This is a genomic window from Chromobacterium phragmitis (assembly GCF_003325475.1).
In the GTDB taxonomy this organism is placed as follows: domain Bacteria; phylum Pseudomonadota; class Gammaproteobacteria; order Burkholderiales; family Chromobacteriaceae; genus Chromobacterium; species Chromobacterium phragmitis.
Genome location: NZ_CP029495.1, coordinates 2063478 through 2084735, shown reverse-complemented (window position 1 = coordinate 2084735; position 21258 = coordinate 2063478). Strand labels below are relative to the sequence as shown.

Annotated in this window: 21 protein-coding genes; 11 read left to right on the top strand and 10 right to left on the bottom strand. The window is 66.5% G+C overall.

Going from position 1 to position 21258, the window contains the following annotated elements:
- The first annotated feature begins 139 nt into the window (after positions 1–139).
- The gene (locus DK842_RS09835) at positions 140–616 is read left to right on the top strand and encodes a universal stress protein (protein ID WP_168194863.1); all 477 of its coding nucleotides are present in this window, start codon (positions 140–142) and stop codon (positions 614–616) included.
- 47 nt (positions 617–663) lie between these two features.
- On the opposite strand, the gene DK842_RS09830 is transcribed toward DK842_RS09835, so the two are convergent.
- Positions 664–1410 carry a TlyA family RNA methyltransferase gene (locus DK842_RS09830; protein WP_114061311.1) on the bottom strand — a complete coding sequence of 249 codons (747 nt, stop codon included), beginning with the start codon at positions 1408–1410 and terminating at the stop codon, positions 664–666.
- Positions 1411–1804: 394 nt separating this feature from the next.
- On the opposite strand from DK842_RS09830, the gene DK842_RS09825 reads away from it, so the two are divergent.
- From DK842_RS09825 to DK842_RS09795, 7 genes are all read left to right on the top strand, one after another.
- A complete protein-coding gene (locus DK842_RS09825; protein WP_114061310.1) occupies positions 1805–3337 on the top strand; it encodes a glycine betaine uptake BCCT transporter in 1533 nt (510 codons plus the stop codon).
- A 66-nt stretch (positions 3338–3403) separates the two neighbouring features.
- Positions 3404–4033: a YceH family protein gene (locus tag DK842_RS09820; RefSeq protein WP_168191870.1), complete on the top strand. Its 630-nt coding sequence runs from the start codon at positions 3404–3406 to the stop codon at positions 4031–4033.
- Positions 4034–4170: 137 nt separating this feature from the next.
- Entirely contained in the window at positions 4171–4701 is a 531-nt protein-coding gene (locus tag DK842_RS09815; protein ID WP_168191869.1) for a YfaZ family outer membrane protein, read from the top strand.
- 236 nt (positions 4702–4937) lie between these two features.
- Entirely contained in the window at positions 4938–6104 is a 1167-nt protein-coding gene (locus DK842_RS09810; RefSeq protein ID WP_145964010.1) for a hypothetical protein, read from the top strand.
- A complete protein-coding gene (locus DK842_RS09805; RefSeq protein ID WP_198414663.1) occupies positions 6101–7162 on the top strand; it encodes a hypothetical protein in 1062 nt (353 codons plus the stop codon). Before DK842_RS09810 ends, DK842_RS09805 begins: the two co-directional genes overlap by 4 nt.
- A 43-nt stretch (positions 7163–7205) precedes the next feature.
- Entirely contained in the window at positions 7206–7847 is a 642-nt protein-coding gene (locus DK842_RS09800) for a hypothetical protein (RefSeq protein WP_145964009.1), read from the top strand.
- Positions 7848–7874: 27 nt separating this feature from the next.
- Positions 7875–9209 (top strand): CsgG/HfaB family protein, encoded by a 1335-nt coding sequence (locus tag DK842_RS09795; protein ID WP_114061304.1) that lies wholly within the window; start codon positions 7875–7877, stop codon positions 9207–9209.
- A 55-nt stretch (positions 9210–9264) separates the two neighbouring features.
- Here DK842_RS09795 and DK842_RS09790 read toward each other — a convergent pair whose 3' ends face one another.
- The 6 genes from DK842_RS09790 to DK842_RS09765 all read right to left on the bottom strand — a co-directional run bounded on the left by DK842_RS09790 (position 9265) and on the right by DK842_RS09765 (position 16209).
- Positions 9265–11280 carry a M13 family metallopeptidase gene (locus DK842_RS09790; RefSeq protein ID WP_232538644.1) on the bottom strand — a complete coding sequence of 672 codons (2016 nt, stop codon included), beginning with the start codon at positions 11278–11280 and terminating at the stop codon, positions 9265–9267.
- A 183-nt stretch (positions 11281–11463) separates the two neighbouring features.
- Positions 11464–13497 (bottom strand): prolyl oligopeptidase family serine peptidase, encoded by a 2034-nt coding sequence (locus DK842_RS09785; protein WP_114061303.1) that lies wholly within the window; start codon positions 13495–13497, stop codon positions 11464–11466.
- Between the two features lie 69 nt (positions 13498–13566).
- Positions 13567–13794 carry a hypothetical protein gene (locus DK842_RS09780; RefSeq protein WP_114061302.1) on the bottom strand — a complete coding sequence of 76 codons (228 nt, stop codon included), beginning with the start codon at positions 13792–13794 and terminating at the stop codon, positions 13567–13569.
- A gap of 11 nt (positions 13795–13805) precedes the next feature.
- A complete protein-coding gene (locus DK842_RS09775) occupies positions 13806–14522 on the bottom strand; it encodes a substrate-binding periplasmic protein (RefSeq protein ID WP_168194862.1) in 717 nt (238 codons plus the stop codon).
- Positions 14523–14561: 39 nt separating this feature from the next.
- A complete protein-coding gene (ltaE, locus tag DK842_RS09770; RefSeq protein WP_114061300.1) occupies positions 14562–15590 on the bottom strand; it encodes a low-specificity L-threonine aldolase in 1029 nt (342 codons plus the stop codon).
- A gap of 13 nt (positions 15591–15603) precedes the next feature.
- Positions 15604–16209 (bottom strand): TetR/AcrR family transcriptional regulator, encoded by a 606-nt coding sequence (locus DK842_RS09765; RefSeq protein WP_114061299.1) that lies wholly within the window; start codon positions 16207–16209, stop codon positions 15604–15606.
- Positions 16210–16311: 102 nt separating this feature from the next.
- On the opposite strand from DK842_RS09765, the gene DK842_RS09760 reads away from it, so the two are divergent.
- On the top strand, positions 16312–16647 hold the full coding sequence (locus tag DK842_RS09760; RefSeq protein WP_114061298.1) for a darcynin family protein: 336 nt from the start codon (positions 16312–16314) through the stop codon (positions 16645–16647).
- Positions 16648–16774: 127 nt separating this feature from the next.
- Here DK842_RS09760 and DK842_RS09755 read toward each other — a convergent pair whose 3' ends face one another.
- Complete coding sequence (locus DK842_RS09755) at positions 16775–16999, bottom strand: hypothetical protein (protein ID WP_021475044.1); 225 nt, start codon at positions 16997–16999, stop codon at positions 16775–16777.
- A gap of 280 nt (positions 17000–17279) precedes the next feature.
- Between DK842_RS09755 and DK842_RS09750 the strand changes: the two genes are divergently transcribed.
- Positions 17280–18056 carry a tRNA threonylcarbamoyladenosine dehydratase gene (locus tag DK842_RS09750; RefSeq protein ID WP_114061297.1) on the top strand — a complete coding sequence of 259 codons (777 nt, stop codon included), beginning with the start codon at positions 17280–17282 and terminating at the stop codon, positions 18054–18056.
- Between the two features lie 355 nt (positions 18057–18411).
- Here the strand turns inward: DK842_RS09750 and DK842_RS09745 are convergent, their stop codons facing one another.
- Positions 18412–18804, bottom strand: coding sequence for a VOC family protein (locus DK842_RS09745; protein ID WP_114061296.1), 393 nt, complete (start codon positions 18802–18804; stop codon positions 18412–18414).
- Between the two features lie 111 nt (positions 18805–18915).
- Positions 18916–19677 (bottom strand): CDP-diacylglycerol diphosphatase, encoded by a 762-nt coding sequence (locus DK842_RS09740; protein WP_114061295.1) that lies wholly within the window; start codon positions 19675–19677, stop codon positions 18916–18918.
- A gap of 297 nt (positions 19678–19974) precedes the next feature.
- Between DK842_RS09740 and DK842_RS09735 the strand changes: the two genes are divergently transcribed.
- Positions 19975–21231, top strand: coding sequence for an MdfA family multidrug efflux MFS transporter (locus tag DK842_RS09735; RefSeq protein ID WP_114061294.1), 1257 nt, complete (start codon positions 19975–19977; stop codon positions 21229–21231).
- Positions 21232–21258: the final 27 nt, after the last annotated feature.

Below are 21258 nucleotides of genomic sequence, written 5' to 3'. Positions count from 1 at the left end.
CCCTGGCCCGCCCTCGCCCATGAAACATTCGTTTCATTGCCCTGGATCAATACCCGCGCTCACCCGGCGAGACACTGCCGCCCCCATCGGGGTATGCTATAAGCATCCCACCGGCAGCAGTTTGCGAAGGAGCAAGACCATGTATCGTCACATCATCGCCGCGATAGACGGCAGCAACAACTCCGACAAGGCCCTGCGCGAAGCCATCCGCGTCGCCAAATTCACCGAAGCGCGCCTGACGCTGATCCACGTCGCCAGCCTGCGCGACTTGGCCGTTGACAGCCTGGGCGTCTACGCCGGCGATCCCGGCTACGATCTGGCGCTGGAGCAAGGCCAGGAGGCGCTGGCCCGCGCACAGGAAATCGCACGCAACGCCGGCCTCGGCAATGTCGTCAGCCATCTGGAGAAAAGCTGGGAAGGCGGCCATGATCTGGCCGATCTGCTGATCGGATACGCCAGCGCCCAGCAAGCCGACCTGATCGTGCTGGGCACGCACGGCCGCAGCGGCCTTGCCCACCTGTTCATGGGCAGCTTCGCCGAGGACATCCTGCGCCGCAGCCAATGCCCGCTGCTGGTGGTGCGCAGCACCGAGGACGACGACATCCGCGTCGAGTAACCCCCGCGCCGGCTTTCCAGGCCCGCCTCGCGCGGGCCTTGCCGCGCTCAGCGCCGCGCGGCGTGGACGAAGAACTCGCGATTGCCGTCCCCGCCCGTGATCGGACTGTCGAACCAGGCCAGCGTCTGCATGCCCTGCCCGGCCAACACACTGTCTATCTTGTCCTTCACTTGCGGGTACAGGCTTTCGTCGCGGACGATGCCGCCCTTGGACAAGCCCTCGCGCCCCACCTCGAACTGCGGCTTGACCAGGCTGAGCAGGCGGCCGCCCGGCTTCAGCAAGGGCAACGCCGACGGCAGCACCAGGTTCAAGGAAATGAAAGACACGTCGCACACCATCAGATCAAAGCCATCGCCTTCATTGGCGGCCAGCAGCGCCGCGCGGTCCAAGGCGCGGGCGTTGACGCCCTCGAAATAGCGCACCCGCGCGTCTTCCCGCATCCGCGGGTGCAACTGGTCGTGGCCGACGTCCACGCCCACCACCCGGCGCGCGCCGGACTGCAGCAGGCAGTCGGTGAACCCGCCGGTGGACTGGCCGACATCCAGCGCGGTCCAGCCCGTTATTTCCAGCCCGGACGCGGCGAGCGCGCCCTGCATCTTCAGCCCGCCGCGCGACACGTAGCGGTCCGCCTCGTCGGCGACCACGGCGAATTCGGCGTGGGGCGGAAACTTCTGGCTGGGCTTGCTCACCGGCGCGCCCTGGCAGCTGACGCGGCCGGCCGCGATCAGGTTTTGCGCCGCGGTGCGCGAAGCCGCAAGCCCTTGTTCCACCAATAAAACATCCACTCGAATCATGTTCGCTCCCGACAGCCGTCTTCCAATGAACGCGACAGGTTGGCGAAGCCGCCACTCGCTGTCAAGCGGCGCCCCCGGCCCGCTCGTCATATGTAAAAAACCATTGCGAATGTTTACAAGAAAACGCTAATAATGATAGTCTAAAAAGCAATTGATTGATTTTGTTCAACTATTCAGCCATCGTTCATTATCATGAACAGGACATCCCGCGCCAGACGGCGCCGGATTATCCACCCATGCTGTCTCGCCCCGCCAGCGTCCGGCTCTCGCCCGGGCGGGGCTCTCGCGCCGGCGGTTGCCGGCCTCGCCCGCGGCCCTAGCCGCGTCTCACGTTCACCATCCATCACGGCAGCGTCCCCGCGCGGGGCAGCGCGCCGCCATGCAAGGAGTGCCGATGGTCCTACGCCTGTCTTTGTTGTTCGCCGTATTGTTCGCGCTCTGGGGCGCCATCGCCCCGGAACACATGACCCATGCCGCCAGCCAGTGGCTGAGCTTCACCATTTCCCGCTTCGGCTGGTTCTATCTGCTGTCGGTGTTCGGCTTCCTGCTGTTCGCCCTCTACCTGGCCTTCGGCCGCTTTGGCCACATCCGGCTGGGCAAGGAGGACGACGAGCCCGAATTCTCCCGCCTGAGCTGGTTTTCCATGTTGTTCTCCGCCGGCATGGGCATCGGCCTGGTGTTCTGGGGCGTGGCCGAGCCGCTGTCCCACTTCGCCACGCCGGCGAGCGCGTCCACCGCGCCGGAGTCGGCCGAGGCCGCGCGGCTGGCGATGCGCCACGCCTTCTTCCACTGGGGCCTGCACCCGTGGGCGGTGTACAGCCTGACCGCGCTGGCGCTGGCCTATTTCAAGTTCAACCGCGGCCAGAAGGGCCTGATCAGCGCCGCCTTCCGCCCGCTGCTGGGCGACCGCGTCGACGGCCCGGTCGGCGTCGCCATCGACGTGCTGGCGGTGCTGGCCACCGTGTTCGGCGTCGCCACCACGCTGGGCTTCGGCACGCTGCAGATCGAAAGCGGCCTGGAAATGCTGTTCGGCCTGACGCCGTCCCCTTCGCTGACCGTGGCCATCGTCGTCATCGCCACCGCGCTGTTCCTGCTGTCGTCCTTGACCGGCCTGTCGCGCGGCATCAAGTGGCTGTCCAATCTCAACATCATTCTGGCCATCCTGCTGTTCCTGGCCGTGGTGCTGCTCGGCCCCACCGGCTTCATCTTCGACACCTTCACCACCACGCTGGGCGACTATCTGGGCAATCTGACCAGCACCAGCCTGCGCATGACGCCGTTCACCCAAGGCACCTGGATGGCCAACTGGACGCTGTTCTACTGGGCCTGGTGGGTCACCTGGGCGCCTTTCGTCGGCATGTTCATCGCCCGCGTCTCGCGCGGCCGCACCGTGCGCGAGTTCATCGTCGGCGTGCTGCTGGTCCCGGCGCTGGCCAGCTTCGTCTGGTTTTCCGCCTTCGGCGGCACCGCGCTGGACCTGCAGCTGTTCGGCGGCGCCGATCTGGTGGCCGCGGTCAAGAACGACGTTTCCACCGCGCTTTACGTGATGTTCGAACAATTGCCCGGCGGCCGCCTGCTGTCGCTGCTGGCGATGACGCTGGTGATCATCTTCTTCGTCACCTCGGCCGACTCCGCCACCTTCGTGCTGGGCATGTTCACCAGCGGCGGCGATCTGAACCCCAGCCACCGCGTCAAGCTGATCTGGGGCGTGCTGCTGGCCGCCATCGCGCTGGTGCTGTTGCAAAGCGGCGGCCTGAAGGCGCTGCAGGCGGTGCTGATCGTCAGCGCGCTGCCCTTCATGCTGATCATGATAGGCATGGCGGTGTCGCTGTACCGCGCGCTGGACGAGGAGGAGCACGACAGCCGCCTGCGCGAAATCCGCCGCCTGCGCCAGCTGGAGGCGCTGGAAAAACGCCAGCAGGATTGACCATGCGGCGGGACGGCCGGCGGATTTGATGCGATCATGACAGCATTGTCTCGCCATGGAGGATGTATGGACACGCATCAACTCGACCCGATAGAGGTGCGCGTGCTGGGCGCGCTGCTGGAAAAGCAGGCGCTGACGCCCGACGCCTACCCGCTGACGCTGAACGCGCTGGTCGGGGCCTGCAACCAGCTGACCAGCCGCGAGCCGGTGATGCAGCTGTCCGAGGCCGACGCCAGCGCCGCGCTGGACGCGCTGATCGCCAAGAAGCTGGTGGCCGAGCGGCTGCCGGCCGGCAGCCGGGTGGCCAAGTACGAGCATCGCCTCAATTACGAATGGAACATCGACGGCGCGCGTCTGGCCGCGCTATGCCTGCTGACGCTGCGCGGCCCGCAGACCGGCGCCGAGATCCGCGCCCGCTCCGGCCGCATCTACGGCTTCTCCGGCGCGGACGAAGTGGAAACCGCGCTGAACGCGCTGGCCGACAAGTACCCGCCGCTGGTGATGAAGCTGGAGCGCCAGCCCGGGGAGCGCGAGGCGCGCTGGTGCCATCTGCTGTGCGGCGAGCCGCAGATCGTTCCGGTCCAGGCCTGCGAAATGATAGACGTGGGCCTGACCGGACGCGTGGCGGCGCTGGAGGCGGAAGTGGCGGCGCTGAAAGCCATGGTGCTGTCGCTGGAGCAACGCTTGAACGGCTGAGCGGCCCCGCTGCCCGGCAACCCGGCGATGCCGGGTTTTTTCATGCATGGCGCCCACGCATGCCGACTCTGCGAATGAACTTGTTTTTTAGAAATCAGTCACTACCTGTTGTCAGTCGAACCAACAGGAATCACCGCATGAAGCATTTCGCACTCGCCCTGGCGCTCGCCGGCCTCGCCGGCGGCGCCCACGCCGCCGACTACATGTTCGGCGCCGGCAACGGCGCCCAGCAATTCACCCGCACCCCGGACGGCTTCGGCCTCGGCCTCAACCTGGACTACCTGCGCGACGACCACAAGGGCAGCGCCGGCGGCGCCGGCCTGGAGTTCGCGCTGCCGCTGGGCCCGCTGACCGTGGCCGGCGGCGGCAAGCTGATGGCGCTGTCGCCGGACAGCGGCTCCGCCACCGCCGCGCTGGTCGGCGGCCGCGCCAGCTTCGATCTCGCGCCCAAGGTCAAACTGTTCGGCCAGGCCTACTATGCGCCCAGCGGCCTTTCCAGCGGCAGCGTCAACCGCGTCAACGACTACGCCGCCGGCGTGCGCTGGAACGCGTTCGGCCCGCTCAGCCTGGAAGCCGGCTACCGCTACTTCGACATCCGCCGCGACAACGATAGCCGCAGCCGCAAGCTGGCGGACGGCGCCTACCTCGGCGCCGGCATCAGCTTCTGATCGCCGCCGCGTTTCACGTCTAGGCATCCGCCCCGCGCTGCCGAGCCGCGGGGCGGCCGCCCTCCTTCTCCCCCGAAAAAACGACGCTTTTGTTCGCGATCAAGGCCAGCGCCCTATCGCCGTCATTTACAATATTCAAAAAAGATTATTCCTAACGTATACTGTGCCGCTTCTCATATGGCACATGTTTAAAATTCATGCTCAAAATGCGCATGGATTGCGAAAGGAATGCTTTCTTGATACCCACGCTACGCTCCTTATGGCTGGTCGCGGGCCTGTTGCTGGCAGCATCTGCCAGCCAGGCCGCCAGCGTCACCTTTGCCGGTCTGTCCTATTCGGGCGACAGCAAATCCATCCCCGCCCGCTTCCCTTACAGCCTGAGGCTGGAAAAAGCCCAAGCCTCGCGCGGCAACGCTCTTAACAAGCAGCTGGCGGCCAAGCTGGCCGCCGACAAGCCCAGGCACTTCGAGCTGAACCCGCAAGGACTGACCTCGCTGAAAGGCCAAGACCAGGCCGTCGTCGCCACCTTGCTGATCACGGGAGAGACTGTCTCCGCGGAGCGCTTCGGCGATGTCGCCAAGCTGATGACCCAGGTGCGAGCCCAGGCGATGTTCTTCGACTTCAAGAGCATGACCGTGCTGCGCTCCTATCCTCTGAGCTTCGCCTACCTCGACCTGATCGATCATTACCCCAACGAGCGCGAGATGCAGGAACGCTTCGCCACGCTGTATTACGGCGACCAGGACAAGCCCGGCATCCTGCAGCGCTTCGCCGACGTGATGCGCGACGCGACCGTTCCGGACCAGGTGCCGCGTTTCCTGCAGGTAGCCAAGGTGCGCCTGGGCGACGACGCCCGCAAGGAGCTGCCTCCCGAGCTGGCCCGCACGCCCGGCACCGCGGAAACCTGGGCCGCGGACCTGTTCGCGGAAAACCTGTCCAGCAAGACCGGCGTGCCGCTGCTGCCTTACACCAAGGGCTACGCCATCGGCAACACCCTGTCCATGCGGGTGTCCGAAGGCGATGTGTTCATGCTCAAGCTGCCGGAAGCCGATTACGCCATCACGCTGGACATCCCCAAATTCCGCCACATCAAGAGTGGCGAAGTGCCGGCCGGAACCAGCTACATCTACGGCGCCTACGCCCACGTCAACATTCAGGAGCCCGTGTCCGGCAAGAACTACCTGGATGCCGACTTCAAGAACGGCGAAGTCAAGCTGGTGCCGGCATCGCAGGACACCATCGACGACTTTCCCGCCTACCACGAAGCCATCAAGGGACTGTTCGCCAAGCTGGCCGACAACCTGGCCGGCAATCGCAGCGACTGGCTGAAGTCGTCCACCGCCGCCTCCGACATCGACAAGCAGATCCACTCCACGCAACAATTATTGAAAGCCTGCAAATGATCCGTAGTTTTCTGATCGCATTCATGATGCTGTTCGGCGCCCAGGCGCTGGCGGCCACCGCCACGGCCAAGGGTCAGGCCACTGTCAAATACGAATCCTCGCTGTTCGGCAAGAAGGTCACGCCCGAAGTGCGCGCGCAAGCGGTGCTCCAGGCGCAACTGAAGGCCATCGACAAGTATTACGCCGAGGCGGGCGACGCCCAGTCGCAGAACCTAGACGCCATCCGCGAGAAAGTGAAAGCCGACCCGGACCGCTACATCCTGGAAACCGCGATCCTGAACGAGGAAGACCGCCCCGACATGGGCCAGTACACGGTCACGCTGCGCGCCACGCTCAACGTGTCGCAGTTGAACAACGCGGTCAAGGCGTCCTCCGCCGTCGCCCAGGCGGCCAACGGCGGCCAGAAGTCCAAGCTGACCTTCATCTTCGTCTCCCGCCAGACCGACAGCTCCCAGCGTTTCGACGACCGCGAATACCAGGCCGTTGAAGTGAAAGCCCAAGGCAAGGCCAGCCGCTCAGGCGGCCAGTATCGCGAATCGGTGGAGACCGGCGGCAGCACCACCCGCAAGGCCACCAAGAAAACCTATGCCATTTTCCCCAGCAACTACTTGAAGAGCGTGTTCAACGGCGTGTTCGCCGGCGCCGGCTTCAAGGTGGTGGACGCCGCCTACCTGGAGCCGTACAGCAAGGGCCTGCTGAAGATCAAGAGCGTGGAAACCGACTTCAAGTCCGGCAACGACCTGCAGCCGCAAACCGAGCGCAATGTGGCCGCCGGCCTGCAGAACGCCAAGGTGCCGTACATCGCCTACGGCACGCTGGACGTGCGCCTGGCCGACACCGATCCGGCCACCGGCCTGTTCCGCGTATCGGTGGCCGCCACCGGCAAGCTGCTGGACGCCAGCGACGCCATCCCGGAAACCAAGGCCGAAGTCGGTCCGATCCAGGCGGCCGGCCTGGGCCCCACCGAAGAAGAAGCCCAGGTCAACGCGCTGAAGAAGGCCGCCGAAGACGTCGCCCGCGAGTTGCTGAGCCAGATGACCAACGCCGGCATCAAATAAACCAGAACCGATTCACCCAACGACAATGCATCCGGAGATGAAAATGCGCAAAACCCTGATCGCGGCCGCCCTCGCCGCCCTGAGCCTCGCCGCCGTACCCGCCCACGCCGGCATGTTCGACGCCGTCACCAGCCTGGCCGGCGGCTCCGGCAACAGCAGCAGCGGCGCCGACCTGGTCGGCCAGCAGCAGCAACTGGTCGAATCCTACACCGGCGCCAACAAGCAAGTGCTGATGGCCCAATCGCTGATGGCCTCCGCGCTGGGCGCGAAAGACGCCGCCGCGCTGGCCAAGGCCGAAGCCGAGGCGCTGACCTCCGGCGCCACCAAGGACAGCCTGAGCAAGGCCGATTCCGCGCAAAGCGCCGTCGCCAAGGCGATCAGCGAGCAGCAAAAGAGCGCCGGCACCGAGCTGGACGCCGAAGCCAAGAAAGCCTACGCCGAAGGCCTGGGCTCGCTGGCCAAGGGAGTGCTGAAGTACACCAAGATGGCCAACCAGCTCAGCGGCTTCAAGGACGCGCTGGCCTCCGCCTCCCCGCTGGACCTGCCCAAGCTGTCCTCCGGCGCCTACATCGTCACCAACCTGCCGGGCAACTCCAAGAACCTGTACGAGGCGCTGAAGCAAGCCGTCAGCTTCGCCAAGAGCCACGACATTCCGGTTCCCAAGGATGCCACCCAGGCTCTCTAAGTCGGTGAAACCGGCCAAGGAAACGACATGAAGTTGCGATACGTGATGGGCGCCGCCACCTTGGCCCTGGGCCTGATGGCGTGCTCCCACAAGGAAGAGGCCGCGTCCGAGTCCAAGCCGGCCGCGGCCAGCGCGCCGATCCAGGCTCAGCCCGACGCGGGCAAGCTTGAATCGGTGGACAGCGCCGCCACCGGCATCGGCGCCAGCCCGGCGGAGGCAGTGGAAGAGGCGCTCAAGCTGGCGATCAAGCAGGTCAACGGCGCCTCCTTCGACCTGGCTTCCGAGCAAGTCAAGGCGACGCTGTCCGTGGCGGCCGGCAAGGACGCCAGGCAACTGAGCGCGCACGCGTTCGCGGAATACGTCGCCCAAGAGTCCGGCGGCGTGGTCACCGGCTTCAAGTTGGTCAAGATGGAAGAGCCCGGCCTGCTGAGCAAGAACTACAAGGCGAGCATCGAAGCCAAGATCGCCAAGTTCGTCCAGCCGGCGTCCGCCGGCAAGCTGAAGATCGTGGTGGGTCCGGTGTACATCGAGCGCGAATCCTTCAAGCTGGCGGGCATCGCGGTGCCGGCCGAGCAGGTGGCCCGCGAGATCCACCAGCAGACGCTGGACGCGCTGGCCAACACCGGCCGCTTCTCGGTGCTGGACCGCGAGCTGGGCGACGACGTGCAGCAGGAGCTGGACATGATCAGCTCCGGCCAGACGCCTTCGGCGGAACGCTCCAAGATCAGCCAGGCGCTCAGCGCCGATCTGATCTGGACCGGCCACCTGACCGCGTTCGACTACGACAAGAAGCAGGCCAGATGGAACTTGTCGCAGCGGGTGATCCATGTCGCCAACCGGCAGGTCCAGCTGTCCAACATGCTGTCCGGCGACGCCGGCAAGCAGGGCGATGGCTCGGCCGACGCCATCCGCCGCGGCATGGAAGGCCAGATCGTGGACCGCATCGTCGGCGCCATCCTGGTCCGCACCTTCCCCGTCACCGTGGCCTCGCGTACCGGCAACAACGTGATCCTCAGCCAGGGCGGCCAGTCCGTCCGCGAAGGCGCGCGCTACAAGCTGGTATCGCTGGGCCAGGAAGTGAAAGACCCGCAAACCGGCCAGTCGCTGGGCCGCGCCGAGTTCGACTGCTGCGAAGTGGTGGTCGACAAGGTGATGCCGACCATGTCCCAGGGGCATCTGGAAAACGTCAAGATGCCGCTGGAACAGATCCCGCCCGGCGGCCTGCAACTGCGCGAGCTCGCCCCGCCGGCGGCGGCGGCCAAGGCCGAGTCCTCCGCGCCGGCCGCATCCGGCAAGAAAGCGGCTGGCAAGAAGCACAAGCCGGCCGCCGGCATGTTCGACGCCGACAAGGACAAGTGGTAGGCAACGCCTGCCGCCTGTCCCGCCAAGCCGGGCTCCCGATGGAGCCCGGCTTTTTTCACCACCAAAGATGGAAGCGCTGCGCCGGCGGCAGGTACATCTTGTCGCCCGGCTTGACCTGGAAGGCTTGGTAGAACGGGTCCAGGTTGCGGACCGTGCCGAAAGCGCGCCACAAATCGGGCGTGTGCGGATCGGACACCAGCTGCTTCAGCGTGGCCGCGTCGCGGCTCTTGCCGCGCCAGGACTGCGCGAAGGCGATGAAGAAGCGCTGGTCGCCGCTAAGGCCGTCGCGCACCGGGGCCTCTTTGCCGTCCAGCGCGATCCGGTACGCCTTGTAGGCGATTTCCAGGCCGGCGTTGTCGGCGATGTTCTCGCCCAGCGTCAGCGCACCGTTGACCTTGTGGCCCTTCACCGGCTCGTAGCCGCCGTACTGCTTGACCAGCTTGGCGGTCACCTCCTTGAAGTGCGCCTCGTCGGCCGCCGTCCACCAGTTGCGCATATTGCCGTCGCCATCGAACAGATGGCCCTGGTCGTCGAAGCCGTGGCTGATCTCGTGGCCGATGGTGGCGCCGATGCTGCCGTAGTTGACCGCCGGATCGAAAGCGGGATCGAAGTACGGCGCCTGCAGAATGGCGGCCGGAAACACGATCTCGTTGTTGGCCGGGTTGTAATAGGCGTTGACCGTCTGCGGCGTCATCCCCCATTCGGCGCGATCCACCGGCTGGCCCAGGTGCCTGGCCTGACGGCGGTAGTTGAACTCGGAAACGCGCTCGACGTTGCCGATCAGGTCGTCCGCGCGGATCTCCAGGCTGGCGTAGTCCCGCCACTTGTCCGGATAGCCTATCTTGGTCACGTACTTGGACAGCTTCTGGTGCGCCTCCTTCTTTGTTTCCGCGCTCATCCAGTCCAACGTGTCCACGCTCTGGTCGTAAGCCTTGAGCAAGTTGCGCACCAGCTCGTCAGCCTGGCGCTTGGCTTCCGGCGTGAAGTACTTGGCCACGTACAGCTTGCCCACCGCCTCGCCCATGCCCTCGTTCACCAGCGTCACCGCCTTCTTCCAGCGCGGCCGGTCGGCCGAACGGCCGTCCAGCGCCTTGCCGTAGAAGTCGAAGCGCGCGGCCGCCCACGGCTTGTCCAGATAGGGCGCGTAGGCGTCCAGCGTGCGCAGCGCCAGGTAGTCGCGCAGCACGGGCAGCGGCGTGGCGCGCAGCAGGCCAGGCAGCTGCTCCAGGTAGCTGGGCTGGTCCAGGTTGAGATCGGCGGCGGCGGACAGCTGCGCGTCCTTCAGCAGCGCCGGCCAATCATAGCCGGACAACTTGCCGGCCAGCTCTGCCGCGCCGGTCTTGTTGTAGGTCTTTTGCGCGTCGCGGTTGTCGACATTGCTCCACTGCGCCTTGGCCAGCCGGGTTTCCAGCGCCAACACCGCGGCGGCGCGCGGCTGGGCGTCCTTCTCGCCGGCCAGCGTCAGCAGCTTGGCCAGATAGGCCTGGTAGGCCTTGCGCGCGGCGGCGAAGTCGGCCGACGGCTCCAGGTAATAATCGCGGTCCATCGCCAGGCCGGACTGGTAGACACCAGCCAGATAGGCGGACGAGTTCTTGTTGTCCTGGCCGACATAGAAACGGAACGGCGTGTCCTCCGGCTGGTCCTGCAGCCGACCCATGTAGGCGATGGCCGCGTCGGCGCTGTCCAGCGCGGCGATGGCCGCCAGCTTCGGTCTCAGCGGCGCCAGGCCGCGGCGGGCGATGGTCTTTTCGTCAAGAAAGCTGCGGTAAAGATCGGCGATCTTGCGCGCGTCGGCGGAGGCCGCGGAGTCGGCATGCTCGATGAGGTCGCGCACCCGCTGCTGGTTGCGCTCGTACAATAGCTCCGCCACGCCGATGGACGAGCGCTCGGCCGGTATCGGCGTGCGCTTCATCCAGCCGCCATTGGCGTATAGCGCCAGATTGTCCTGCGGCCGCACCTTGCGGTCCATTCCCTTGAAATCGACGCCATAGGCGCCGTAATCCAGCCCTCCGGCCCAGGCCGCCGGCAGGCTCAACAGCATGGCCAGCGGCAGCAATCTCTTCCCTTGCATGGTTTTCCTCTTATTGTCTTTGCGATGGCCGGCGGCGAGCCGGCCTGAGCCGATGGTACGCCCCCGCTTCCCTCGCCGGCAATCCTGAGAATGCAAACAGCATTCCCCATGCGCCCCGCGCCGGACAGGATGCCGCAAACGAAAAAGGGCGCTTGCGCGCCCCTTCTCATCCAACCTCGCGGATCAGTCGCACAGCCGCTGGTAAAGATACACCAGCACCCGCGCCAGCTCTTTCGCCGTGTCTTCCTGGCCGGCGTTGCCGGCGTGCCCGCCGCCATCGGTTTCGTAGAACAGCGCGTCGTGGCCCAGCTCGCGCAAGCGCGCCACCATCTTGCGCGCGTGGCCCGGGTGCACGCGGTCGTCGCTGGCGCTGGTGGTGAACAGGGCCAATGGATAGCGTGCGTCGGCGCGCAGATGGTGATACGGCGAGTACGCCGCCAGCGCTTCGCGCTCGGCTTCGTCTTCCGGATCGCCGTACTCGTCTATCCAGCTGGCGCCGGCCAACAGCTCGGTGTAACGCAGCATGTCGAGCAAAGGCACCTCGCACACCACGGCCTGGAACAATTCCGGCCGCTGCGCCATCGCCGCGCCCACCAAGAGGCCGCCGTTGCTGCCGCCCTCTATCGCCAGCTTGGCCGGCGAGGTCAGCTGGCGGTCCATCAGGTCTTCCGCCACCGCGATGAAGTCATCGAAGCTGACCTGCCGCTTGGGCCCCTGCGCCGCCTGGTGCCAATGCGGGCCGAACTCGCCGCCGCCGCGGATGCAGGCCAGCACGAAAGCGCCGCCCTGGCCCAGCCAGTGCGGGCCGAAGTTTTCGATGTAATACGGCAGCATCGGCACCTCGAAGCCGCCGTAGCCGTACAGCAAGGTCGGCGTGGAGCCATCGAAAGGCGCATCGCGGCGACGCACCACGAAATAAGGAATTCTCTCGCCGTCCGGCGCCGTCGCCTGCCACTGCTCGGCCACATAGGGCGCGGGGTCGAAGGCCTCCGGTTGGCGGCGCAGGCATTCGCTCGCGCCGTTTTCCAGATCGAGACGGTACAGGCCGCAGGGCGTCAGGAAGTCGCTGTAGCTGTAGTACAGCACGTCGCTCTGCCACGGCTGGTCGGCGATTTCGATCACGCCGTCCTCCGGCAGGCTCAGCGGCTGGCGCACCCACTCGCCGTCCTGCTTGGCGAAGCACAGCATGCGGCTTTTGACGTTGTCCAGCAGGTTGACCAGCAGCCGGCTGCGCGTGGTTTCCACCATAGCCACCGCCAGGCGCGGCTCGGGCGCTTGCAAGGTCTGCGGCGCGGGGCCCTCGCCCAGCAGGCCGGCCAGCCTCACCGCCAGCAGGCTGCCGCTGGGATAGTTCGTCCCCTGCCAGGTCCAGTCCTCGGCCAGCTTGACGATGAAATCGCCGGCGATATAGGCCTCGATCTCCGCCTTGGGCGGCAGCGGCAGCGCGTGCAATTCCAGGCCGCCGTCGATCAGGTAATAGGTTTTGCGGTAGAAGCCGTCGGACACCTCGGCCAAGTCCAGCGCGCTGCCGTCGCTGTCCAGGAAGCGCCAGGCCGCGGTCATCATCGCGTCTTCCGGCGCGGCGAACAGCTGGGTCCAGCCATGCTGGCCGTCTTCTCCCCGCTCCACCAGCCACACCTCGCGCGGGTAGCCGGCGCGGGTCAGCGGCGCGCCCTTCCAGCCGGGGCAGACGAAGGCGCTGTCCGGATCGCGCCAGGCGATGTGGTTCTTGCCCTCGGGAAAGCTGAAGCCGCCCTCCACCCAGCGTCGCGCTTCGACATCGTATTCGCGCGCCACGGTGGCGTCGCCGCCGCCGTTGGTCAGATGCACCAGCGCCCGCTGCGGCGTCACCGTGCAGTGGGACACGCCGTCCAGATACCAGTCCTTGCCGTCGGCGTCGGCCAAGGCGTCGATGTCCAGCACCGTCTGCCAGTCCTGGCTGCCGACGCGGTAGTCGTCCAGGGTGGAGCGGCGGTAAATGCCGCGCGGATGCGCCTCGTCCTGATGGAAGTTGTACAGCCAGCCGGCGTGCTCGGCGAAGTATGGAATCTGCCGCGTGTCGCGCAGATGGGCCAGAATGTCGGCCTTCAGGCCGTCAAAGCGCGGGTCGGCGTCCAGCACGCCTTCGGTGCGGGCGTTCTGCTCCGCCACCCAGGCGGCGGCGCGTTTGGAATCCAGGCTTTCCAGCCAGGCGTGGTGGTCTTGGGACGGGGTCATGGCGCGATAGATAAGAAATCAATGAATGGCGGCGAGGTTAGCACCGGCGCGCGCCGCTGCCAAATCGCCTCAATGCTTGCCATGCGCCAGCATCCACGCGCCGGCCAGACCCAGCGCCCTAGCCTCGATGCCGTTGTAGCCGTGCCAGGCCCAGGGCTGACACGGGTCGCCCTCGCTGTAGCCGCCATCCAGCAGCATCAGCTCGCGCGGCGCGTCGGCGCGCAGCCGGTCCAGCGGCAGATCGGCCCAGGCCGGCAGGGCAAACAGGCAGCACAGCCACCCATAGCGGCGGCGCATCGCGTTCTCCCTCAAGGTTCCTCGGCGGCGGCGGCCCTAAAGCGGGCGATCACCTCAGGCGGGGTGTCCCTGTTGAATGCGGCGTACAGGCCGCTGTCCAGCTTGTCCAGCCGGATGCCGCGCGCCACCTGTGCGCGCTCCAGCCCCAGCGCCTTCAGCTTGCTGGCGATGCCGTTTTCCGACGAAGGCAGCAGGTCGCAACGGCCGGCGGCCAGCTTCTTGACGTTGAGCGTGGCGTCCGGCGACACCTCCAGCCGGGCGAAGCCCTGCTCCGCCAGAAACTCGTGCCGGTAGTCGTTGAGCACCACGCAGACGCGGTACTTGCGTGCCTCGTCCAAGGTTCGCGGCTGGATGTCGTTGCGCGCGGCCAGCCGGTAGAAATAAACGTCGGTGTCGAGAATCTTGAAGGTGAAGTCCAGGTACTTCTGCCGTTCCCGGGTCCTGGCGATGGGAAACACCATCGCGTAGGGCCGGGTTTTCGCCTCCTGGTAGGCGCGCGCCCACGGCGCGGCCTGCAGCGCGCCGAACGGCAGGCCCAGCCTGCGCATCACCCGCGTCACCTTCTCCACCGTAGTGCCGCCCATCACCTGTCCGGACGGGCTGACCATCACATAGGGCGGATCGTCGTCGGTGTAGATGCGCACCTGCGCCAGGCCATCGGCCAATCCAAACGCCGGGCGCAAGCAAACGGCCGCCAGCAGCCCGCCGAACATCAAGCGTTGCCGCATGCGGCCTGCTCCCATCGGTCTATCTACTGGTTATAGGCCTCAGTCGCTGAGCACGCGCTGCATCGCCTCCAGCAGACGGTCGATGTCGGCGCGGCTCACCTGCCAGTGGGTGACCAGGCGCATCATGCCCATGTGCGGCGGGTTGGCCAGGAAGCCGGCCTCTTCCAGCGCGGCCATCAACTCGGCGGAGTCGATGTCGGCGTTGAAGCGGAACCACACCAGGTTGATGTGGGTGTCGGCCGGATTGATGTCCACGCAGGGCAGCTTGGCCAGGCCCTCGGCCAGGTAGCGGGCGTTGGCGTGGTCCTCATCCAGCCGCGCCGCCATCTCGGTCAGCGCCAGGATGCCCGGCGCGGCCAGCACGCCGGCCTGGCGCAGGCCGCCGCCCATCAGCTTGCGCTTGCGGCGCGCCTGTTCGATGAAATCCTCGCGTCCGGCGAGCATGGAGCCCACCGGCGCGGCCAGGCCCTTGGACAGGCAGAACATCACGCTGTCCACGTGGCGGACCACCTCGCGCGCATCGCAGCCCAGGCTGGCGGCGGCGTTGAACACGCGCGCGCCGTCCAGATGCACCGGCACGCCGTATTCGCGCGCCAGCGCGGCGGTGTCGGCCATGGCGGCCAGCGGCAAGACGCGGCCGTTGCTGTGGGCGTTTTCCAGGCAGATCAGGCCGGTGCGCGGCTCGTGGATGTCGTCGCCGACGCGGATGCGGCGCTCGATCTGCTCCACCGCCATCAAACCGTTGACGCCTTCCACCGCGCGCATATGGACGCCGGCGATCACCGCCGCCGCGCCGGCCTCGTGCGAGACGATGTGGCTGTTGTCCTCGATGATCACCTCGTCGCCGCGGCGGCAATGGGTGAACAGCGCTAGCTGGTTGCCGAAAGTGCCGCTGGGCACGAACAGCGCGGCCTCCTTGCCCAGCTTGTCGGCGGCCAGCGCTTCCAGCTTCAGCACGGTGGGGTCGTCGCCGTAACAGTCGTCGCCCAGCGGGGCGTCGAACATGGCCTGGCGCATGGCCGGGGTCGGTTGGGTCACGGTGTCGCTGCGCAGGTCTATCTTCTGCATGATGGGCTTCTCCTCAAGTGTGTGGCCGCGCCGGCAAGCCCAAAAAACCCGCCAGCGCGTCGGTGATCGTGTGTTCCAGGCCCGCTGCGCCCGGGTCGGCATCCAGCAACAGGCCGTGCGTCAGGCTGTCCGCCATGCGCAGCAAGGTGCCGGCCTTGGCGGGATCGAGGCCGGATTCGGCCAGCCAGGCTTCCATCCGCTCGCGCAGCGCCTGGTCCAGCGGGTTGCTGGCCGGCGGCTCGTCGAAGGCTGGCCATTCGCGCTCCAGCACCCGGTGCAGGCCCAATTCGCGCCGATGCAGATCCAGCGCGGCGACCACCATCGCCGCCAGCCGTTCGCGCGGCGGCTGGCCGGCGGTGTCAGCCAAGGCGCGATCCAGCGCCGCCAAGGTCTCTTCTCCATGGCGGCGATGCAAGGCGGCGACCAGCGCCTGCTTGTTGGGAAAGTACTGGTAGAGCGAGCCGATGCCGACCCCGGCCTCCTCGGCGACGCGGTTGGTGTTGAACGCGGCATAGCCGTCGCGGGCCAGAATGCGAGCCGCCGCCTCCAAAATGGCGGCGACGGCATGGCGGGAGCGGGCCTGGAGCGGCGTTTTGCGCGGCTGCGGAATGTCTGGCATGGACCAAGCTAAACACGAGTTTTCCGGCATCGCAAGCGCGCCTACATTAATGGCTGAGCGGAGCCGGCCCGCCGCATCCTCATTCCCTACTGGAGTCTCGCCATGTCCAAGACCATGACTTTCTTCGCGCTGCTGCGCGTCCATCCCAACTGGCTGCGGCTGAGCCGGCCGGAGCGCCGCCGCTTCGAAGAGGACACGCTGAAACCCATCTACGCCCGCTATCCCGAGGTGCGCATGCGCTGGTTCGACGCCGAAGCCTTCACCACCCGCTGCAGCGATGTGGCGATGTTCGAGACCGAGTCGGTGACGGCTTTCTACTATCTGATAGACGCGCTGCGAGACAGCCGGGTGGTGACCGAGCCTTATTTCGAGTTCGTCGACATCATCCCGGCGGTGGAGAACGGTTTCCGCGACTACGACGCCCAGCTGGCGCAATAGGCCGAATACCGACGGCGGCCGCTGGGGCCGCCGTCATCGGACATGCATCGGAGATTCAGGCTTGGCCTGATAAGGCCGGCGCGGAAGGCCGGCGTCTTGCATTCAACGGATTGTCAGTCTAGGCCGTTCAGTGGATTCGGTACGATTGTCGGATCGCGTCGGCTTGACGCTCCGCCTTCTGGATGTCCGGCGTGGCCATCGTGATGTCGGCGCCGCAACTGCAGCGCAGCGCATGGTCGGGTAACAAGGCCTTCAGATGTTGGCGGGTTTCTCGCCCGCACTCCTCGCAGGCGATGACCACGGTGGCGTTGTAATGCTTATCCAGATCGATGTCGAACCTTTGCTGCTTCATCGGATTCTCCCTAGAACTGAGAGTCGACCGGCAGAGGACCTGCCGACGGCAATTCGTACCGGTCTCGGAACGCGGCCGGCGAAACCGGCGCGTATAGGAGAAGATAGGGCAACCGGGAAAAGGTTCCAATCTATCAAGCAGTTGGATTGTAAAAAATTCTTCACGCGGAGCCAGAAACGCCACACCCGGAACGCCGCCGCCGCCGCCAGGCCGCGCCCGGACTGGCACCCCGCCCTCGCCTTGGTTATCCTTGGCCGTTTTTGCGCAACAGGTTATCCCGATGGACCACTCCGCCGATCTAGACCGCCGCTTCGGCGGCATCGCCCGCCTGTACGGCGACGACGCGCTCGCGCGCTTCGGCCGCGCCCATGTCTGCGTGGTGGGCGTAGGCGGCGTCGGCTCCTGGGTGGTGGAAGCGCTGGCCCGCAGCGCGATCGGCCGCCTGACGCTGATCGACCTGGACAACGTCGCCGAATCCAACACCAACCGCCAGTTGCCGGCGCTGGACCCGCTGTACGGCATGGCCAAGGTGACAGCGCTGGCCGAGCGGGTCAAAGCCATCAACCCGGCCTGCGAGGTGACGGAGATAGAAGACTTCGTCACCGAAGAGAATATGGACGAGATGCTGGGCCAGGGCTACGACTACATCGTCGACTGCATCGACAGCCTGAAGGTGAAAACGGCGATGGCCGCCTGGTGCGCCGGGAAGCGCCAGCGCTTCATCGTCTCCGGCGGCGCCGGCGGGCAGATGGACCCGAGCAAGATCAAGCTGGCCGACCTGTCCGAGGTGACGCAAGACCCGCTGTTGTCCAAGCTGCGCTACAACCTGCGCCGTCGCCACGGCTTCGCCCGCGACGGCAAGAAAATGGGCGTGCCCTGCGTCTACTCCACCGAGCAGCTGGTCTACCCGCAGGCCCAGGCCTGCGAGGCGGGAGACGCGCGCGGACCGCAAGGCCTGTCCTGCGCCGGCTTCGGCGCCGGCATGGTGGTGACGGCCAGCTTCGGCCTGTTCGCCGCGTCGCGGGTGCTGACCGATCTGGCCAAGGCCAGAAAATAAGCCAAGCCTGACTAGCGGTTTCTGAGTCTTCCATTCCGCGCAGACCGTTAGCAACGCACCCATTTCCCCTTCAGGACGCGCCGGCAAAAAAGCGTCTGGCCAGGTGTTAAGCCGCCGATATGTTCGACGCCGCGCGACGCTAGCGCGCGGCTAGTTTCGGCGGCGCCTGGCCAGATGCTTTCTTGCCGGGGTTTCGCGGGCGGCAGGGGCGGCCTGGGATCGCCAAGGGGCTGGCCGCACAGCCCCTGGCCCGTCTGGCGGGCGGAACCGCCACCTGAAACATCGTCCGCGCAGCGGACACATCAGCCTAATAAACCAGCCCCCATGCTTGGGACCTAGCGAAAAGCACGCAGCTTCAGCCCTTGCTCTGAATCAGATCCCACTGATTGCCGCACAGGTCGAGAAACACCGCCACCGTGCCGTAATCCTGCTCCAGCGGCGGGCGGGTGAACTCGACGCCGGCCGCGCGGTAGCGCTCGTAATCGCGCCAGAAATCATCGGTGTTCAGAAACAGCCACACCCTGCCTCCGGCCTGGTTGCCGATCGCCGCGCGCTGAATGTCGTTGCTAGCCTGGGCCAGCAGCAGTCCGGCCGCCGAGCCCGGCGGCGTCACCACCACCCAGCGCTTGTCCTGTTCCGCCTGGTAGCTGTCTTCGGTCAGCTCGAAACCCAGCTTGCCGACAAAAAACGCGATGGCTTCGTCGTAATCGGCCACCACCAGCGACACCAGCGCCAAACTCTGCTTCATGCTCTCTCTCCGCTGCCAGGCGCCGCCGCCGGCGGAACATCCGCCAGCCTGCGCCGCGCCCCGGCCAGGCCGCGATGATACCCCCATCCGCCGCCATCGCGGGGATGGCTATCACGGCTGCAGAATCCGGCAGCCGTGGTCCTGCAGCTCTTCGGCCGAGCCGCGGTTGATTTCGAACAGGTCGGCGCGGGTGGCCAGCAGCACGAAGCCCTCGCCGTCGTCGAAGCGAGCCGGCAGCATCGCCATGCCGTAGCGGCCCATCTCGGCGCTCGCCCCCGGCACGCCGTTGGCCAACAGCTGGAAAGCGTCGCCAACCGGATCGCCGGCGCCGTCTGCATCGACCCGCCGCGCCCAGTACGCATGCCCCTTCAATTCCACCGGCAGCTGCCGCCAGCTGCGCTGCAGGCCATCGGCCAGATCGTCCACCTGCTGCCGCACCGTGGCGTCGGTGCAGGAAATATGGATGTGCAGCTGGTTCTGACTGCGCCCGTATTGCGAGTTGATGGTCAACGACAGCGCCATGCGCGGCAGCGGCTGGCCCCGGCGGGCGTCCAGATAGCCGCGCGCGCGCCAGGCTTCGCGCCAGTAGTCCGGCGCGCCGTCGCTCAGCAACGCGGGGCTCTCGATGCCGCTGACCTTGGCGGTGGGAATCAGCAGATACTGCAACGGGCCATTGCGGTCTTTCAGCACCGCCACGCCCTGATCCAGCTTCACCTCGGCGCAGGGGCCCGGCCGGCCCTGGCCTTGCTGGGCCGGCACGCATTGCCCGCCGACGATGCGCCACAGCGCGTCGCTGTCGGCCAGCGCGTAATAGGACGCGCCGGCGATCAGCAAACCCGCCAATCCGCCGCCCAGCCAGATTCTTTTTCTCATCCCTGCCCTGTCATGAAATGGTTCGAATGCGTCTTAATTCGCAGCATGATAGCCGAAGCCGGTTTCGAGTAAAAACTCATGCCAATGATGTTGGCAGATTGCCGAAAATGATTCCAAACAAATACAGATTGGCGACCTGATATTTCCACAATTCACCACAAAACAGCATAAACAGTAATAAACCATCCCAAAGGACAGGGTTTAAATCTGGCCACTTGACCTATTGTGGCGCCCTCCGCGCCGGAATATGCCGACGCGCTGCCACATACCCGTCATACCGCGAAAACTGCAACAATCATGCCAGAAGAATCATTCCGTCCGCTGCTTCACATCACCCGCCGCCAGGCTTTGCTGTTCTGTCTGCTGCTCACCGCCTTCGAACTGCTGACCTACCTCGCCAGCGACATGGTGATGCCGGCCATGCTGCGCGTCACCGCCGACCTTTCCGCCGACAGCCGCCATGTGCCCACCGCGCTCAACGCTTTTCTGCTGGGCGGCATCGCCTTCCAGTGGCTGATCGGCCCGCTGTCCGACCGCTTCGGCCGCCGCCCGACGCTGCTGGCCGGCACCCTGATTTTCGCGCTCGCCTGCCTGGCCGCCTCCGGCAGCCAGCACATCGCCTGGTTCAACCTGCTGCGCTTTGCCCAGGGCATCGCGCTGGGCTTCATCGTGGTGGTCAGCTATCCGGCGCTGCAGGAAACCTTCGCCGAGGCCGACGCGGTGCGGCTGATGGCCCTGTTGGCCAATATCGCGCTGCTGTCGCCGCTGGCCGGCCCGCTGCTGGGCAGCCTGCTGCTGGAGGTCCTGTCCTGGCGCCAGCTGTTCGCCCTGCTCGGCGCGGCCTCCGCGCTGGTGGCGCTGGGCCTGTGGCGCTGGATGCCGGAAACGCTGGGCGCGCCGCGGCGCGACGGCCCGGCCCAGCAGCCGGTGCCGCTGCGGCTGGGCGTGGCGCTGGCGAATTATCTGGCGCTGCTGAAACACCGGGAATTCGTCTGCGGCAGCCTGGCGCTGGGCCTGCTGACCCTGCCGCTGATCGCCTGGATCGGCCTGTCGCCCTTGCTGCTGATCCGCAGCCTGGGCTACAGCGGCCTGGCGTACGGCCTGTGGCAGCTGCCGGTGTTCGCCGCGATGATCGCCGGCAATCTGCTGTTGAACCGGCTGGCCGGCCGGATGGAGCTGTCCCGCCTGCTGCGGCTGGCGCTGTGGCCGATGGCCGGCGGGCTGCTGCTGACCGGGCTCAGCGCGCCGCTGCCCCCCTCGCTGCCGGCGCTGGTCGCCTGCCTGGCCGTCTACGCCTTCGGCCTGGGCCTCGGCAACGCCACCCTGTACCGGCTGACCCTGTACTGCAGCGACAACGCCAAGGGCAGCGTCGCCGCGATGCTGGGCATGCTGTCCACCGCGATGCTGGGCGGCGGCAGCGTCGTCCTCGCGCTGCTGGACGCCGGCGACAGTCCGGCCCGCTTCGCCGCCGGCGTCAGCCTGGCCTCGCTGCTCGCCCTGCCGCCGCTATGGCTGCTGCTGCGCCGCCCGCAGCCGGCCCCCGTCGCCGCCTGACGCCCGTTTTCTCCATCACAGGAACCG

Bases quoted from the DNA above. Each gene is read 5' to 3' on its own strand.
- DK842_RS09830 (WP_114061311.1), bottom strand. From the start codon at position 1,410: ATGATTCGAGTGGATGTTTTATTGGTGGAACAAGGGCTTGCGGCTTCG.
- DK842_RS09740 (WP_114061295.1), bottom strand. From the start codon at position 19,677: ATGAGAAAAAGAATCTGGCTGGGCGGCGGATTGGCGGGTTTGCTGATC.
- DK842_RS09820 (WP_168191870.1), top strand. From the start codon at position 3,404: ATGGACACGCATCAACTCGACCCGATAGAGGTGCGCGTGCTGGGCGCG.
- DK842_RS09750 (WP_114061297.1), top strand. From the start codon at position 17,280: ATGGACCACTCCGCCGATCTAGACCGCCGCTTCGGCGGCATCGCCCGC.
- DK842_RS09775 (WP_168194862.1), bottom strand. From the start codon at position 14,522: ATGCGGCAACGCTTGATGTTCGGCGGGCTGCTGGCGGCCGTTTGCTTG.
- DK842_RS09755 (WP_021475044.1), bottom strand. From the start codon at position 16,999: ATGAAGCAGCAAAGGTTCGACATCGATCTGGATAAGCATTACAACGCC.
- DK842_RS09805 (WP_198414663.1), top strand. From the start codon at position 6,101: ATGATCCGTAGTTTTCTGATCGCATTCATGATGCTGTTCGGCGCCCAG.
- DK842_RS09815 (WP_168191869.1), top strand. From the start codon at position 4,171: ATGAAGCATTTCGCACTCGCCCTGGCGCTCGCCGGCCTCGCCGGCGGC.
- DK842_RS09785 (WP_114061303.1), bottom strand. From the start codon at position 13,497: ATGACCCCGTCCCAAGACCACCACGCCTGGCTGGAAAGCCTGGATTCC.
- DK842_RS09765 (WP_114061299.1), bottom strand. From the start codon at position 16,209: ATGCCAGACATTCCGCAGCCGCGCAAAACGCCGCTCCAGGCCCGCTCC.
- DK842_RS09795 (WP_114061304.1), top strand. From the start codon at position 7,875: ATGAAGTTGCGATACGTGATGGGCGCCGCCACCTTGGCCCTGGGCCTG.
- DK842_RS09800 (WP_145964009.1), top strand. From the start codon at position 7,206: ATGCGCAAAACCCTGATCGCGGCCGCCCTCGCCGCCCTGAGCCTCGCC.
- ltaE (WP_114061300.1), bottom strand. From the start codon at position 15,590: ATGCAGAAGATAGACCTGCGCAGCGACACCGTGACCCAACCGACCCCG.
- DK842_RS09825 (WP_114061310.1), top strand. From the start codon at position 1,805: ATGGTCCTACGCCTGTCTTTGTTGTTCGCCGTATTGTTCGCGCTCTGG.
- DK842_RS09735 (WP_114061294.1), top strand. From the start codon at position 19,975: ATGCCAGAAGAATCATTCCGTCCGCTGCTTCACATCACCCGCCGCCAG.
- DK842_RS09760 (WP_114061298.1), top strand. From the start codon at position 16,312: ATGTCCAAGACCATGACTTTCTTCGCGCTGCTGCGCGTCCATCCCAAC.
- DK842_RS09780 (WP_114061302.1), bottom strand. From the start codon at position 13,794: ATGCGCCGCCGCTATGGGTGGCTGTGCTGCCTGTTTGCCCTGCCGGCC.
- DK842_RS09790 (WP_232538644.1), bottom strand. From the start codon at position 11,280: ATGCAAGGGAAGAGATTGCTGCCGCTGGCCATGCTGTTGAGCCTGCCG.
- DK842_RS09835 (WP_168194863.1), top strand. From the start codon at position 140: ATGTATCGTCACATCATCGCCGCGATAGACGGCAGCAACAACTCCGAC.
- DK842_RS09745 (WP_114061296.1), bottom strand. From the start codon at position 18,804: ATGAAGCAGAGTTTGGCGCTGGTGTCGCTGGTGGTGGCCGATTACGAC.